This window comes from Nocardioides sp. (genome assembly GCF_036274455.1).
Classification (GTDB): domain Bacteria; phylum Actinomycetota; class Actinomycetes; order Propionibacteriales; family Nocardioidaceae; genus Nocardioides.
This window is the reverse complement of record NZ_DASUFR010000068.1, coordinates 1-14,516: the sequence shown is the minus strand read 5'-3', so window position 1 is coordinate 14,516 and position 14,516 is coordinate 1. Positions and strand designations below refer to the sequence as shown.

13 protein-coding genes are annotated in these 14,516 nt (G+C 70.9%); 6 read left to right on the top strand and 7 right to left on the bottom strand.

Translation table 11 applies throughout. From position 1 onward, the window contains the following. Positions 1–185 (bottom strand): hypothetical protein (locus VFV89_RS06255; RefSeq protein WP_329705054.1); only part of this gene is annotated, 185 nt, incomplete at its 3' end. A 217-nt stretch (positions 186–402) separates the two neighbouring features. Between VFV89_RS06255 and VFV89_RS06250 the strand changes: the two genes are divergently transcribed. Further along, positions 403–1,272, top strand: coding sequence for an AMP-binding protein (locus tag VFV89_RS06250; protein WP_329705053.1), 870 nt, complete (start codon positions 403–405; stop codon positions 1,270–1,272). Here VFV89_RS06250 and VFV89_RS06245 read toward each other — a convergent pair whose 3' ends face one another. Genes VFV89_RS06245 through VFV89_RS06235 form a run of 3 tightly spaced genes read right to left on the bottom strand, consistent with a single transcriptional unit; the run spans position 1,273 to position 4,524 of the window. Then, positions 1,273–2,076: a hypothetical protein gene (locus VFV89_RS06245; RefSeq protein ID WP_329705052.1), complete on the bottom strand. Its 804-nt coding sequence runs from the start codon at positions 2,074–2,076 to the stop codon at positions 1,273–1,275. 10 nt (positions 2,077–2,086) lie between these two features. After that, on the bottom strand, positions 2,087–3,460 hold the full coding sequence (locus VFV89_RS06240; RefSeq protein ID WP_329705051.1) for a serine hydrolase domain-containing protein: 1,374 nt from the start codon (positions 3,458–3,460) through the stop codon (positions 2,087–2,089). 20 nt (positions 3,461–3,480) lie between these two features. Then, a complete protein-coding gene (locus VFV89_RS06235; RefSeq protein ID WP_329705050.1) occupies positions 3,481–4,524 on the bottom strand; it encodes a GlxA family transcriptional regulator in 1,044 nt (347 codons plus the stop codon). A gap of 93 nt (positions 4,525–4,617) precedes the next feature. Between VFV89_RS06235 and VFV89_RS06230 the strand changes: the two genes are divergently transcribed. Beyond that, positions 4,618–4,764 carry a hypothetical protein gene (locus VFV89_RS06230; protein ID WP_329705049.1) on the top strand — a complete coding sequence of 49 codons (147 nt, stop codon included), beginning with the start codon at positions 4,618–4,620 and terminating at the stop codon, positions 4,762–4,764. Between the two features lie 126 nt (positions 4,765–4,890). Here the strand turns inward: VFV89_RS06230 and rpsA are convergent, their stop codons facing one another. Then, the gene (gene rpsA, locus VFV89_RS06225; protein WP_329705048.1) at positions 4,891–6,363 is read right to left on the bottom strand and encodes a 30S ribosomal protein S1; all 1,473 of its coding nucleotides are present in this window, start codon (positions 6,361–6,363) and stop codon (positions 4,891–4,893) included. A 164-nt stretch (positions 6,364–6,527) separates the two neighbouring features. Then, positions 6,528–7,415 carry a phosphotransferase family protein gene (locus VFV89_RS06220; RefSeq protein WP_329705047.1) on the bottom strand — a complete coding sequence of 296 codons (888 nt, stop codon included), beginning with the start codon at positions 7,413–7,415 and terminating at the stop codon, positions 6,528–6,530. A 158-nt stretch (positions 7,416–7,573) separates the two neighbouring features. Here VFV89_RS06220 and VFV89_RS06215 point away from each other — a divergent pair, with 158 nt between their 5' ends. Next, on the top strand, positions 7,574–8,398 hold the full coding sequence (locus VFV89_RS06215) for a class I SAM-dependent methyltransferase (RefSeq protein ID WP_329705046.1): 825 nt from the start codon (positions 7,574–7,576) through the stop codon (positions 8,396–8,398). Between the two features lie 6 nt (positions 8,399–8,404). On the opposite strand, the gene VFV89_RS06210 is transcribed toward VFV89_RS06215, so the two are convergent. After that, entirely contained in the window at positions 8,405–9,361 is a 957-nt protein-coding gene (locus tag VFV89_RS06210; RefSeq protein WP_329705045.1) for a DUF3068 domain-containing protein, read from the bottom strand. Between the two features lie 118 nt (positions 9,362–9,479). Between VFV89_RS06210 and VFV89_RS06205 the strand changes: the two genes are divergently transcribed. Genes VFV89_RS06205 through VFV89_RS06195 form a run of 3 tightly spaced genes read left to right on the top strand, consistent with a single transcriptional unit; the run spans position 9,480 to position 14,495 of the window. Next, positions 9,480–11,384: a hypothetical protein gene (locus VFV89_RS06205; RefSeq protein ID WP_329705044.1), complete on the top strand. Its 1,905-nt coding sequence runs from the start codon at positions 9,480–9,482 to the stop codon at positions 11,382–11,384. A 4-nt stretch (positions 11,385–11,388) separates the two neighbouring features. Beyond that, positions 11,389–13,278, top strand: a complete 1,890-nt coding sequence (locus tag VFV89_RS06200; RefSeq protein WP_329705043.1) for a hypothetical protein — start codon at positions 11,389–11,391, stop codon at positions 13,276–13,278. Continuing rightward, complete coding sequence (locus tag VFV89_RS06195; RefSeq protein ID WP_329705042.1) at positions 13,275–14,495, top strand: acyltransferase; 1,221 nt, start codon at positions 13,275–13,277, stop codon at positions 14,493–14,495. Before VFV89_RS06200 ends, VFV89_RS06195 begins: the two co-directional genes overlap by 4 nt. Positions 14,496–14,516: the final 21 nt, after the last annotated feature.

The window sequence follows — 14,516 nt, the reverse complement described above, 5'->3', positions numbered from 1 at the left end:
ACCCAGAGGGCAGCCTTGCCCACGCCCTTCGCGACGCTCTGGGCAGTCATCGGCGCGCGCACCGTGGCGGCGTCGACGGCGTCGGCGGGGCCGCCGTACGGCACGTCGGGGACCGGCGGGTCGGTCGAGATGGGCGGACCGATGGGCTGCGGCGGGTCTGCGGGCGGCGGGGCCGGCGTGCTCATGGGAGGAGTGTGCAGCACGGCGACGTCGCGGAGGTCTCGACAGGCTCGACCCGCGGGCCACCGCGGTGGCTGAGGTGCGAGGCGCCCCGGCGCCTGTCCTGAGGTGTGAGCGAAGCGAGCCTCGAAGGGCCGAGCCTCGAAGCCCGGCGACCCGGGGCTGGGACCCGCGCGGGCGCCTACCCTGCGGAGGCTTCGAGGCTCAGGCGCAGAACGCCTGGTGGTGTCGCCGCTCTACCACTCCGCGCCGCTGCGGTTCGCGATGGGCACCGCACTGGCGGGCGGTCGGGTCGTGCTGCCGGGACCTTTCTCGGCCGAGGCCGTGACCCGGGCCATCGCCGAGCACCGGCCGACCTCGATGTTCTGCGTGCCGACCCACCTGCAGCGGCTGTTCGCGCACTGGGACGAGGTCGGTACGCCGGACCTCTCGTCGTTCCGTCTCCTCGCCCACGCCGGCGCTCCGTGCCCGGAGGAGGTGAAGCGGCGGTTGATCGAGATCTTCCCGGCCGGCTCGACCTGGGAGTTCTACGGGTCGACCGAGGGACAGTTCACCGCCTGCCGCTCCGAGGAGTGGCTCGAGCGGCCCGGGACGGTGGGCCGCGCCCGCCCGGGCCGGGTGCTGACCATCGACGACGACGGCACCATCTGGTGCGCGGTGCCGCCGTTCGCCCGGTTCTCCTACGTCGGCGAGCCAGAGAAGACCGCGGCGGCCTGGCGGGACACCCCCGACGGGCCGGCCTTCACCGTCGGCGATCTCGGGCGCCTCGACGAGGACCGCTACCTCTTCCTCGACGGCCGCCGCGAGGACCTCGTCATCAGCGGTGGTGTCAACGTCTATCCGCTCGAGGTCGAGCAGGCGCTGCTGGAGCACCCGGGCGTGGACGACGTCGCCGTGTACGGCGTGCCGGACGACGATTGGGGTCAGCGGGTGTGCGCGGCGTACGTCGGCAGCGCCGCGCCGGCCGAGCTCGATGCGTTCGTCCGCGAGCGGCTGGCGGCGCCCAAGCGGCCCAAGACCTGGCACGCTGTCCCGGACCTCCCGCGCACGCTCACCGGAAAGGTGCTGCGTTCCGACCTGCCGCGCCTCTAGCTAGAGGAAGCGCATCGACGGCCAGAGCGTCGCGAGGTCGAGGTCGGGGAACCGGCGCTGCACCGCGTCGTAGACCCCCGCGAAGTGACGGGCGATCGTCCGCGCCGTCTCCTCGGACAGCTCGGCCCCCTCCGGCTTGGGCGAGACGTTGACCTGGCGGCCGAAGTCGGGCTCGTGGAAGTCGATGCCGAGGAAGTCGCACAGCGGCGCCAGGGTCTCGACGGAGAACAGCCGCTCGTAGAAGCCGTACCAGACCGACTCCCGCGGGAACGCCGCCTCGAGGGCGTCCATGGTCAGGTCGTAGCGGGTGCGGTCGGCGTACATGGGGTGCATGTACATGTGGGCGATGCGCGTCTCGGGCGCCTCGGGCGCATCGTCGCCACGCCGGCGCATGTCCATCCGGGCCGCCGACCAGATCCGCTCGACCGGGTCGCGGAGGAGGTAGGCCGTCACCGGGCGGACGCCGCGCGACTCGAACCCCTCGCGCACCATCGCGAACCGCTCCACCGGGAGCGCGGCGTAGCCGGGCGTGATGTCCGCGGTCAGCCGGGTCCCGTCCGCGGCCAGGAGGCTGGTGAAGTAGTCGAAGTAGCGGTCCGGGTCGTGCAGGAACGCCGCCCGCTCACCGCCCTGCGCCTCGATCCGCTCGCGCGCCAGCTTGCCCGACGGCAGGTCGAGGGAGTCCCAGACGTGGTACTCCTTGCGGAAGCCGGGATCGACCTGCGGCGACGACTCCAGGTAGCGGTGCAGCCAGGCGGTGCCGCCCTTCTGGCAGCCGACGCCGAGGAGGAAGGTGCCGGCCACGCCTCGAACCCTAGACGGCCGCCTCGCCCCTCGACGGGTCGGACGGCTTGTGAACGGCTCTGAGCACATGTCCGCCCTGCTCGAGCGCGATCGACCCGTCCGCGTCGAGCCGAACGCGCAGGTCGAGGGCCTCGGTCGACAGGGTGGTGGCGTCGTCGAAGCGCAGCCGGATCGGCGGCTGACCAGGGACCGTGAGCTCGACCTCGCCGTCCCTGTCCGCCAGCCCGACGACGAGACCGTCGTCGCTTATGAAGCTGCCTGCCCGTGCTCCGATCCCCCGCGGCCGGTCTCGTGGTGGCTGGTCGTCGAGCTCGCAGTCGTGCCACTGACGGGTCCTGGCGATCGACTGCAGGAGCAGCTTGAGGGCCGGCGACCCGTTGTCACTGTTGAGCATGACCACGGCACCCCGCTGGCCCGACACGCTGGCCAGGGAGGCGCAGACGAAGCCCGTGTTCGAGCCCGTGTGGCCGAACCACGTCGGCGCGCCGTCGGGAACGGCGAGGAAGAAACCCAGGCCGATGTGGCTCATCCCGGTCATCTCCCGGCCCGACGGCAGTGCCGCGAGCGGCCTCAGCAGCTCCCGGGCCGTCCCTGAGGTGAGGAACGCGTCGAGGTCGCCGGCGCAGGCACGCTGGATGGCGTCGAGGAAGCGCACGTAGTCGCCGGCTGTGGTCCACAGGCCGGCGGCGCACTGCTCGGGCTGGACCCGCCAACCGCCCGGCACCGGCCGACCACCTGGGAGGTGCCCGTGGGCGCGCTCGTCGTCGTCCAGCTCCTGGACGAAGGTGCTCGCCTGCATGCCGAGCGGCTCGAGGACGAGCTGGGCGAGGAGGTCGGCCGCGCTCATGCCCGTCACCTCCTCCATCAGGAGCTGGATGACGGTGGTGCCGACGCCGGAGTAGCGGAACTGGACGCCGGGCACCATGTCGACCCGGGCTCCGGGCGCGTTGGCAGGATCAGCACCCGAGAGCACGTCGACGAGCGAGGGCACGCTCGTCCCTCGTCGGTAACCGGGGAAGCCCGAGTGCGCGGTCAGTCCGGCGGTGTGGCTGGCCAGCTGCCTGAGCGTGATCCGGGGCCGCCAGTCACCGTTGGCGGGCACCTTCCAACGGGTCAGCCGGTCCGACACGTCGGCGTCCAGGTCGAGGAGCCCCCGCTCGACCAGCCGCAACGCCGCCACCACCGAGACCGGTTTGCTCATCGAGCAGGCCGGCATCCGCGTGGTCACGGTGACGGGGGCAGCGGAGCCGACCCGGCTCGTCCCGAAGCCCCGCTCGAGCACGACCTCGCCGTCCTCGAGAACCGCCACCGAGCAGCCCGGCACGCCGGTCCGTGCGAGCACCGCCTCGACGTCGAGGTCGAGGACGTCCCCGCCTGCGGCCATGGCCTCGGGCCGCCTGCGGCTCAGGCGACGCCGGGGCTGAACGAGCGGCGGTACTGCTGTGGGCTGACGCCACGGGAGCGGGTGAAGTGGTGGCGCAGCGTGGCGGCGTTGCCGAAGCCCACCTCGGAGGCGATCCACTCCACCGAGCGATCGGTCTGCTCGAGCAGCTCCTCGGCGCGCAGCACGCGCTGCTGGGTCACCCAGGAGTGCGGGGTCGCTCCGGTCTCGGCGCGGAACCGGCGCGCAAAGGTGCGCGGCGACATCAGCGACCTGCGCGCGAGGGTCTCGACATCGAGGTCCTCGTCGAGGTGGCCGAGGATCCACTCCAGCAGCGGCCCGAAGGTCTCGCTGTCGCACTCGGGGACGGGACGAGCGATGAACTGGGCCTGGCCCCCGTCGCGGTGGGGGGGTACGACGATGCGCCGCGCGGTCGTGGCGGCCACCCGGGCACCGTAGAGGTCGCGCATCAGGTGCAGCGAGGCGTCGATGCCGGCCGCCGAGCCCGCGCCGGTCAGGATGTTGCCGTCATGGCAGTAGAGGACGTCGGGACGCACCTTCGCCTCGGGGTACATCTCCGCGAGGATCCCGGTGTAGCGCCAGTGCGTGGTGCACTCGCGACCGTCGAGCAGCCCGGCGGCACCGAGCTCGAAGGTGCCCGAGCAGTGTGCGTAGAGGATCGCGCCGCGGTCGTGGGCCGCGCGCACCACCTCCAGCACAGCCGGGTCGTGGTTGAGGAAGTCGTAGTGGGGGGCGAGGCAGACGAGGTCGGCGTCGGCCACCTCCTCGAGCCCGCGCTCGACGAACAGGTCGAAGTCGGAGCGGCCCCGAACCCGCCCGGGCCGCGAGGTGACCACCCGGTAGTCGAAGACCGGCGTGCGGTCCTCGGGGTGCTCCGGCTCGCCCCACACCTCGGTGAGGGAGCCGAGCCCGAACGGCTCGGCGCCGTCCTGGACGATCACGGCCACCTTCTGGATCGGCGACGGCACGGGCGGCTGGTCAGGCGTCTGGTCGGGCGTCTGGTCGGGCGTCTGGTCAGGGGTCTGGACGGCCTCGATCTGCGGCATGCAGGCACCCTGCCACAGACATGGCAGAAAATCAACGCATAGTGGCATTACTGCCACTCGTGGCAGTAATGCATCGGCGGCATGATTACTGCCATGACCTTCATCATCATCCTCCTGGCGGTCGCCGCGCTGCTCAGCGCGGACACCGTGCGTCGCGTGATCTCCGATGGCCAGGGCCCGCAGCGGCCTCCGGTCTCCCACTTCCAGGACCCCGACTTCATGGCGCCCTCTGCGCGGTGAGCCCGGAGCCCGGACCCACCACCTCTTCACCCACCGCAACAACAACTGCAGAACACGAACGAAGACCCGGCAGGATCACCTGCCGGGTCTTCGTTCGTCGTGGGCGCCGTAGGGCGCCTCAGCGGGTCAGCTGCCCCCGCCGGTGAGCTTCTCACGCAGCGCCTGCAGCGCCTCGTCCGAGGCCAGCGAGCCGCTGTCGGCCGTGCTCTCCTCGTCCTCGCTACCGCTGGAGTAGGACGTGGCCTCGCCGGCCTCGACCTCGGCCTTGGCGGCCTCCTCCTGCTGCTTGACGTGCGCCTCCCAGCGAGCGTGCGCCTTGGCGTACTGGTCCTCCCAGATCGCCCGCTGCTCGTCGTAGCCCTCGAGCCACTCGCCCGTCTCGGGGTCGAAGCCCTCGGGGTAGACGTAGTTGCCCTGCTCGTCGTAGGTCGCCGCCATGCCGTAGAGGGTGGGGTCGAACTCCTCGACGTCGGTGGCGGCCGCGGTCTCGTTGGCCTGCTTGAGGGACAGCGAGATCCGGCGCCGTTCGAGGTCGATGTCGATGATCTTGACCATCACGTCGTCGTTGACCTGGACGACCTGCTCGGGGATCTCGACGTGGCGCTCGGCCAGCTCGGAGATGTGGACCAGGCCCTCGATGCCCTCCTCGACGCGCACGAACGCACCGAACGGCACGAGCTTGGTGACCTTGCCCGGCACGATCTGCCCGATCTGGTGGGTCCGGGCGAAGTGCTGCCACGGGTCCTCCTGGGTCGCCTTCAGCGACAGGGAGACCCGCTCGCGGTCCATGTCGACGTCGAGCACCTCGACGGTGACCTCGTCACCGACGGTCACGACCTCCGACGGGTGGTCGATGTGCTTCCACGACAGCTCGGACACGTGCACCAGGCCGTCCACGCCACCGAGGTCCACGAACGCACCGAAGTTGACGATCGAGGAGACGACGCCCTTGCGGATCTGGCCCTTCTGGAGCTGGGTCAGGAAGCCGTGGCGCACCTCGGACTGGGTCTGCTCCAGCCACGCGCGGCGCGAGAGGACGACGTTGTTGCGGTTCTTGTCCAGCTCGATGATCTTCGCCTCGAGCGTCTGGCCGACGTAGGGCTGCAGGTCGCGGACCCGGCGCATCTCGACCAGGGAGGCGGGGAGGAAGCCACGCAGGCCGATGTCGAGGATGAGACCACCCTTGACGACCTCGATGACGGTGCCCTCGACGACGCCGTCCTCCTCCTTGACCTGCTCGATCGTGCCCCAGGCGCGCTCGTACTGGGCGCGCTTCTTGGACAGGATCAGCCGGCCTTCCTTGTCCTCCTTCTGGAGGACCAGGGCCTCGACCTTGTCGCCGACCTCGACCACGTCGTGCGGGTCGACGTCGTGCTTGATGGAGAGCTCGCGCGAGGGGATGACGCCCTCGGTCTTGTAGCCGATGTCGAGCAGGACCTCGTCCCGGTCGACCTTGACGATGGTGCCATCCACGATGTCACCGTCGTTGAAGTACTTGATGGTCTCGTCGATCGCGGCGAGGAAGTCCTCTTCCGAACCGATGTCGTTGACCGCCACCTGCGGCGCGTCGGTCTCAGGAAGAGCAGAAAGGGTTGTCATAAGGGAAGTGGATTCCTTGGTGGGCAGACGTAGAGGTTGGGCGCGCGTGAGGAGTCCGTTTCACTACCGAGGGATTGCTCATCCGATAGAGAGCTCGAGTCCGCTAGGTCCGGGACGCAGGCAGACTTCTACGCAATAGAGCAGCCTACGCTGCAGCGCGGACCTCAGCCAAGTTCGGCCGTACCCGCATCGCGCTCGCGCGCGATGGCCCGGAGCAGCCGGTCGGCCCGCGCGGCGACCGGGTTGGCCGTACGCCGGGTGGCGAGGTCCAGAAGCGCCCACAGGTCCGCGGCCCGAGCCAGCGCCAGCGCGGCCTCGGGCCGGGTCCCGCGAACCTCGGCGTACGCCGCCAGCACGGCCTCGGTGAACGCCTCGTCCCGGTCGAACCGCAGCACATTGCCCAGGTCGGTGAACGGGTGTCCGGCGTGGGCGAACTCCCAGTCGAGGACCCCGGTCAGGACAAGGGTGTCCGGGTCGAGCAGCAGGTTCTTGGGGTTGAGGTCGCTGTGCACCAGGCAGGTCCTCGGCACGGTGTCGAGCAGCATCTGCGCATCGGTGGCGACCTCTCGGAGACCGTCGATCTCCGTCGGTGCGAGGTGGCCGAGCTCGGGCAGGCGCAGCTCGAGGAACTCCGGCAGTCCGTCCACGCCGAAGTCGCCGATCCGCAGGTCCGGGTCGACGAACGGCCCCGGCCGCAGCATCGGCATCCCGCCGAGCGTGGCGGCCAGCGCGCCGAGCGTCCTGCCGACCTCGGTCCGCCGCGCCGCATCCAGCCGCGGTAGCAGCTCGTCGCCGCGGACGCCCGGCAGGAATGACGTGACCAGCAGCCCGGGCTGGCCTGCCTCGGGCCGTGCCGGGCGCACCTCGAGCACCTCGGGCACCGGCACCAGTCCACGAACCAGCCGCAGCACCGCCGCGTCCACCTCGGCCGTCGCTGGAGCGGACAGGTCCGGCGGGTAGACCCGGACCACGCTGCGCTCTCCCACCGCCTCGGCCAGGAAGGTCCGTCCCGACCAGCCGCCCTCGAGCGGGGTCAGCGACGACAGGTCCACGCAATGGACAGTGCCACACACCGCAGCGCAGGCACGCGCCCGACCACCGCGCATCGAGCCTGTCGAGATGCCCGCAGCCTCCGCCGGAACTCACCAGGGTGACTCCCCTGCGGAGGTCTCGACAAGCTCGACCAGCGGTGCGGACTAACGTCTGCCTCATGGTCGACGTGCCGTACGACCGCCCGGTGCGGGTCGAGCGCCGGCCGGTCGGCGAGCAGGAGTCCCGGGCGGCCAACGGACCGGACTGGGACCGGTACGCCGACGAGTACCAGGCCACGCACGGGCCCTACCTCGGCGATGCCGGGTTCCTGTGGGGCCCCGAAGGGCTGACCGAGGACGAGGCCGGGATGCTCGGCGACGTCGCGGGCAAGGACGTGCTGGAGGTGGGATCGGGGGCCGGGCAGTGCTCGCGCTGGGTGCGCACGCACGGCGGGCGCGGCTTCGGCATCGACCTGTCCGTGCGCCAGCTGCAGCACTCGCGGCGGATCGACGACGCCACCGGGGTCGCCGTTCCGGCGGTGCAGGGGACGGCCACCGCGCTGCCGTTCGCCGACGACAGCTTCGACGTGGTCTTCAGCTCCTTCGGCGCGCTGCAGTTCGTCAGCGAGATCGACCGGGCCGTGGCCGAGACCGCCCGGGTACTGCGACAGGGTGGCCGCTACGCCTTCTCGATCACCCACCCGACCCGCTGGGTCTTCCCCGACGACCCCGGGCCGGCGGGGCTGACCGCGAGGCAGTCCTACTGGGACCGCACGCCGTACGTCGAGGTGGAGGAGGAGACCGGGAGGGTCGCCTACGTCGAGCACCACCGGACGCTGGGTGACTGGGTTGCCCTCCTCGCCGGCAACGGGTTCCGCATCACCCACCTGCTCGAGCCGGAGTGGCCGGAGGGCAACGACCGGGTCTGGGGCGGGTGGTCGCAGACGCGAGGCAGGCTCACGCCCGGCACCGCGCTGTTCGGCGCGGAGTGGGAGCCGGGGTAGGACGCGTCAGGCGCCCGCGCCCACCTTCGGCTTCGGGTTCTCCTCGACCCGCTGGCCGCTGGAGCCTCCCGAGCGCTCCCGCAGGATGAGGAGGAGACCGCCGAGCAGGCACAGGATCCCGCCGACGAACCCGACGATCGGCAGCACGGTGAGCAGGATGGTCAGCTGCCGGCCCGCCGCCTTGGCGTCGTCGACGTAGTCCTTGACCGAGGCGTCGGTCTGGGTCAGGACGACGTCTGCGACCTCCGTGCCGTCGTCGAGGTACTGCTGCTGGTCCTGGCCGCTCTTGACGATCGAGCCCGTCTTGGGGTCGACGTTGACGGTCACGACATTGTCGTAGGTCCCGGGGATGGAGTCGTCCTCGGGGGTCGCCGGGTCGTCGTCGGCGATGTTGATCGGGATGTCCTTGACCGTGTAGGAGAACTCGTAGGTCTCCAGCCCGAAGAGCTCCTTGGTGCCGACGTACTCGATCGGCACGGCCTTGCCCACGTCGCCGTCCCAGAACGGGTAGGTCTTCTTCTCGACGTCGAACGGGAACTTGTTGACCAGGCCCTCGTGCGGGACGGCGTCGTCCGGGAGGTTCTTGTCCTGGACCGCCAGTGCGGTGACGCGGTCGGTCGCGAAGATGTCGGTGGTGGCCTGGATCAGGTCGGGGTCGTTGCCGTTGACGCACACCTTGGCGCCGCCGGTGTCGAAGACCGCGCAGGCGTTCTCCACCATGATCACGTGGTCGTCGCCCGACTTCTTCGAGTCGACCATCGTCTGCCGGATCGCGTAGGCGGGCTTGGTGTCGAACGCGCCGGTGAGCGGGTCCAGCTTGGCCGCGTGGCCCTCGTAGTTGGTCGTCTGGTCGACGTCCAGCGGCGTCTTCTTGACCACGCCCGGGATCCACGTGACCGCGAGGATGCCCGCCACCAGCAGGAACGCCCCCAGGCCCAGCAGGACCCGCGCCAGCACCCTCATGGTCTCCCCTCCCGAAAGATTTGCAGCGAAACCTACCGCAGAGTCACCTTCGGTGTGCAAGCGCTCACACCGGCCGGGAAGAGGGGCGCGCCAGGCCCTGCGTGCCACAATCCACGGCGTGTCGCAGCCCGAGGTGGAGCCGCGGGCGCCGGACCTCGACGCGCCCGTGCACCGGCCTGTCACCAGGCACGCTGCAACGACGCCGGCCGGCACGCTGGCCGACCGGCTGGGCCGCCACCTCGTCCTGTACGGCGTGGGCCTGGTGGTCCTCCAGCTCGCCTTCCGGGCCTGGGCGCTGGCGGGCTCGTGGTTCTACTTCGACGACATCGCGTTCATGTCGCGCGCGATGAACCGGCCCCTGGACGCGTCGTACCTCCTGGAGTCCTACGGCGGCCACCTCATGCCCGGCGGCTTCCTCGTCGCCCGCCTGCTGACCGACGTCGCGGCCTACCAGTGGGCCCCGTGGGCCGCGGTGCTGCTGGGGCTGCAGGCGCTGGCGGGGCTGGGCATGCTGCGGCTGCTCCTGTCGCTGTTCGGCCGCCGGCCGGTGGTGCTGGCGCTGCTGGCCGGCTACCTCGCCTACGTCTTCACCCTCTCGGCCGGCATCTGGTTCGCGGCCGGGATCAACCAGCTGCCGATGCAGGTGGCCCTGGTCTTCGGGCTGCACGCGCACGTGGAGTACCTGCGGCACCGCCGGCTCCGCTCGCTCGCCGCCGCTGTGGTCTGGACCATCGCGGGGCTGGCGTTCTACGAGAAGACGCTGCTGCTGCTCGGGATCTACCTGATCGTCGGCTTCGCGTGGTTCGCAACGGGCAGCACCCCGGACCGGGTCAAGCACCTCTGGTCGCGCTACCGCGCCGGGGTCCTGGTGTACGGCGCCCTGGGCATCGGCTACCTCGCGCTCTACGTCCACTACGGGCTGGACTTCTCGCCCGGCAACGCCCAGACCCAGCCCCTGAGCCCGATCATCTACAACCTCGTCGGCACCACGTTGCTGCCCGGGCTGGTCGGCGGGCCGCTGCGCTGGCAGCCCCTGACGGTCGGTGCGTTCGGCTGGCCCAACCAGGCCGTCGTCCTGGTCTCCTGGGTGGCGTTCGTGGCGCTGGCCGTCACCGCCCAGCGGACCCGGACCATCAGCAAGCGCGCCTGGTCGCTGCTGGCGTTCTCCTCGGCGTGCAACGTCGTCCTGCTGGCCTCGGCGCGCGCCAACGTCGTCGGCCCCGACATCGCCCGCGAGTACCGCTACCAGACCGAGAGCGCAGCCCTCTTCGTGCTCGGCGTCGGGCTGGCGTTCCTCCCCCTGCGCGGGGCGCCGGAGCAGAACACGCTGCGGGAGCCGGCCCAGGAGCCGGAGCAGCCGGCCTGGGCGGACAACCCGAACGTGGTGGCCGCGATCAGCGTGGCGATCGTGTGCGCGGCCCTGCTCTCGAGCCTGCGCTACGTCGACCTGTGGCAGTCGAACAACCCGTCGAAGGCCTACTTCGCCAACGTCGAGCGCACCCTGGCTGCCGCCGACCACAAGCCGGTGCCGCTGGTCGACATCGGCATCCCGCAGACCTTGCTGTGGTCCTACCGGTTCCCGGAGAACACCTACTCCCACGTGTTCCGCAACCTCGACGACGAGACGTGGTTCCCCCGGTCGTCGGTGGACCGGCTCTACGTCTTCGACGACCAGGGCCGCCTCTCCCCGGTCTCGATCCCGTCCACGCGGGCCAGCCAGCCGCACCCGGGGTGCGGCTACCGGTTGACCGGTGGGACCACGACGATCCCGCTCGACGGGCCGGTCATCGGCGGTGGGTGGTGGCTGCGCGTGTCCTACGTCAGCCCCGAGCCCGTGGACCTGCACCTCACCGCCGGCGAGGAGGAGCACGACCTGAGCCTGCCGGAGGGGTTGCACAACGTCTTCGTCCAGGCCGCCGGTGAGTTCGATCAGGTCGAGCTGAGCGGTTACCCTCCTCGGACGCGGCTCTGTGTGAACGCACTCACGCTCGGGCTGCCCGCACCAACGCCGTTCGTGAGCTGAGCCGATGACCACCAGCCTGACCGGGGATCGCACCGCCGAGCGGGCCCGCCACGCGACCCCGTCCGGTCCGCGCGAGTCCCTGCTCCGGAGCCGGGTGCTCCACTTGGCCGCGGCACTCGTCGTCGTGCAGCTCGGGTTCCGGGCCTGGGTCATGTACGGGTCGTGGTTCACCGGCGACGACTTCATGTTCATCTCGAGGATGGTCAACGGCGGGCTGGCGGTCCAGGACGTCGTCCAGCCGCACGGCGGCCACGTGATGCCCGGTGGGCTCTACCTGAGCTGGCTCTCGGACCGGATGGCGCCCTACGACTACACCGTCAACGCGACCATGCTGCTGGTCCTCCAGGCGGCCGCGGACGTCGGCCTGGTCGTCCTGCTGGTGCGGCTGTTCGGCGTACGCGCGGGGATCCTCCCGCCCCTGGTCCTCTACCTGTTCTGCATGACCGGGACCCCGATCGCGATCTGGTGGGCCGCCGGGGTCAACGCCATCCCGATGCAGGTCGCGCTGTTCTGGGGGATGACCGCCCACGTCGCCTACCTCCGCAGCCGGTCGTGGCGGCACCTCCTCGGGAGCCTGCTCGCGATCGTCATCGGGCTGGTCTTCTTCGAGAAGACCATTCTCGTGCTCGGCGCGTTCGGCATCGTCGCGCTGGCCTACTTCGCCACCGGCGGCTTGCGCGACCGGGTGGTCACGATGTGGCGCCATTACCGCCCGGCCGTGGTCGCCTACGTGGCGCTCGGCGTGGCCTACCTCGCGGCGTACACCAAGCTGGCCCTCAACTTCAGCCCGGCGGGGGCCGGCAGCAACGACCTCGGCGAAGTCATCTCCAACATGGTCTTCCAGACCTACCTGCCCTCGCTGGTCGGTGGTCCGCTCCGGTGGGCCGAGATCGGCGGCTTCTCGCTGCCACGGCCGACCGACCTGATGGTGCTCGCGTGCGTCGTGGCGGTGGGGCTGCTCCTCCGCGAGATCCACCTGCGCCGGACGATGAGCCTGCGGGCCTGGTTCCTCCCGGGCTTCTTCCTGCTGTGCGACGTCCTGCTGGTGCTCGCGGGCCGGGTGTCCTTCGTGGGGCTCCAGATCAGCCTCGACCCCCGCTACCAGGGTGAGCTCCCGGCGGTCACCGCGATCGCCCTGGCGTGCGCGACCATGCGGATCCGGGGCTCGGTGGAGGGGCCGTCCGTGCGGCCCGACCGGACGTCGGCCCCGTCGCGGCGGCTGCTCGACCACTCGCAGCGCGTGGCGGCGCTCACCGTGGTGGTGGCCCTGCTGTCGGTGTTCTCATCGTTCCAGTACGCCCACCGGTGGATGCAGCACCTCGACGGCAAGCACTACTACGCCCATCTGTCCCACGACCTCGCCGCGGCCGACGAGCCGGTCCCGCTCATCGACCACGGCGTGCCGGGCTACATCCTGTGGGAGCTGGTCTACCCGGCGAACCTCCTCAGCAGGGTGCTCGTCCCCTACGCCGACGAGACCGACTACCACCGGATCGCGACCGACGACCTCAACATGGTGGACAGCAAGGGCAACGTCGAGCCCGTCGTGGTGCCCGGCGTCCGTGCCAACCAGCCGGGGCCGCGGCCGGGGTGCGGGTACGCCGTGCGCACGAAGGCGATCACCATCCCGCTGAACGGGCCGGTGGCCTACGGCGGCTGGTGGGTCCGGATCGGCTACCTGAGCTCGGGACGCAGCACGGTCGTGGTGCGCGCCGGCGTGGCGTCGTACAGCACGGTCGTGGAGCCCGGGGTGCACGCGCTGTTCTTCGAGGGCGGGCCGGACTTCGACTCCGTCAGGATCTCCGGGCTCGCCCCCGGTGTCACGCTCTGCACCGACGACGTGACGGTCGGGCGGCCGCAGCCGATCACCGAGCCGGAGGGCCCCGCATCATGACCGACACCCGGCCGGCCGCCGGTCAGGCGGAACCGACGCCCTTCACCGACCGGTCCTTCCCGGCGCTCAACGCCGTGCGCGCGGCGGGCGCGCTGATGGTGGTGCTGACCCACGCCGCCTTCAACACCGGCCGGATCAACGACGGCTGGACCGGCGCGATGCTGGCCCGCTTCGACTTCGGGGTGACGCTGTTCTTCGTGCTGTCCGGCTTCCTGCTGAGCCGGCCGTGGTTCCTGGCCGCCGCTCTCGGCCGGGAGGAGCCCTCGACCCGGCACTACCTGTGGAAGCGGGCGCTGCGGATCCTGCCGCTCTACTGGGTGGTCGTCGTGGTCGCCTTCGTCGTCGACCCGCTGAACGAGGACGCGACCTGGCAGGACTGGCTCAGCCACCTGACGCTCACCCAGCTCTACCGCCACCACCTGCTGGCGAGCTCGCTGACCCAGATGTGGAGCCTCTGCACGGAGGTCGCGTTCTACCTCGTGCTCCCGCTGGTGTGCCTGGCCTTCATCGGCCGTCGCGGCTCCGGCCTTCGGCCCACCCGCGTGCTGGTGGGCGCCGGCGCGATCTCCGCCGCGGGTCTCGCGTGGCAGGTCGTGGTCGCCCAGATCCCGGGCTACCGGGCCCACTACGCACAGTGGCTGCCCGGCTACCTGCCCTGGTTCATGGTCGGCCTCGTGTTCGCCGCCGTCTCTGCCGAGCTCGCCGTCCGGCCGCGCGAACACGTGCTCGAGCGGCTCGGCCACGACCTCACCGGCTGCTGGATCCTGGCCACCGCCTTGTTCGCCCTGGCGTGCTCACCCCTGGCCGGCCCGCGACTCCTGCTCACGCCCGGTGGGTGGGAGGCCGGCGCGAAGGTCGTGCTGTACGGCGCCGCGGGGGCGTTCTACGTCCTGCCGCTGGTCTTCGGGCCCGAGCGCGACGGGTGGGTCCGCAGACAGCTGACCAGCCCGGTGCCCTACTGGCTCGGCGAGATCTCCTACGGGGTCTTCGCGATCCACATGATCGTGCTCAACCTGGTCTTCCGGGCTCTCGATCTCGACGTGTTCACCGGACGGTTCCTGACCGTCGCCGGGCTGACCGTGGCCATCACCGTGGTGCTGGCGTCCGTGTCGTTCTACCTGTTCGAGAAGCCGATCCTCCGGTTCAAGGACATCCGGTACTTCTCGCGCATGGAGCCGGCGCGGGCGGTGGCGCCCCCGCCCGAGATCGCCCCTTGAGCGACACCCTCGACCGGACCG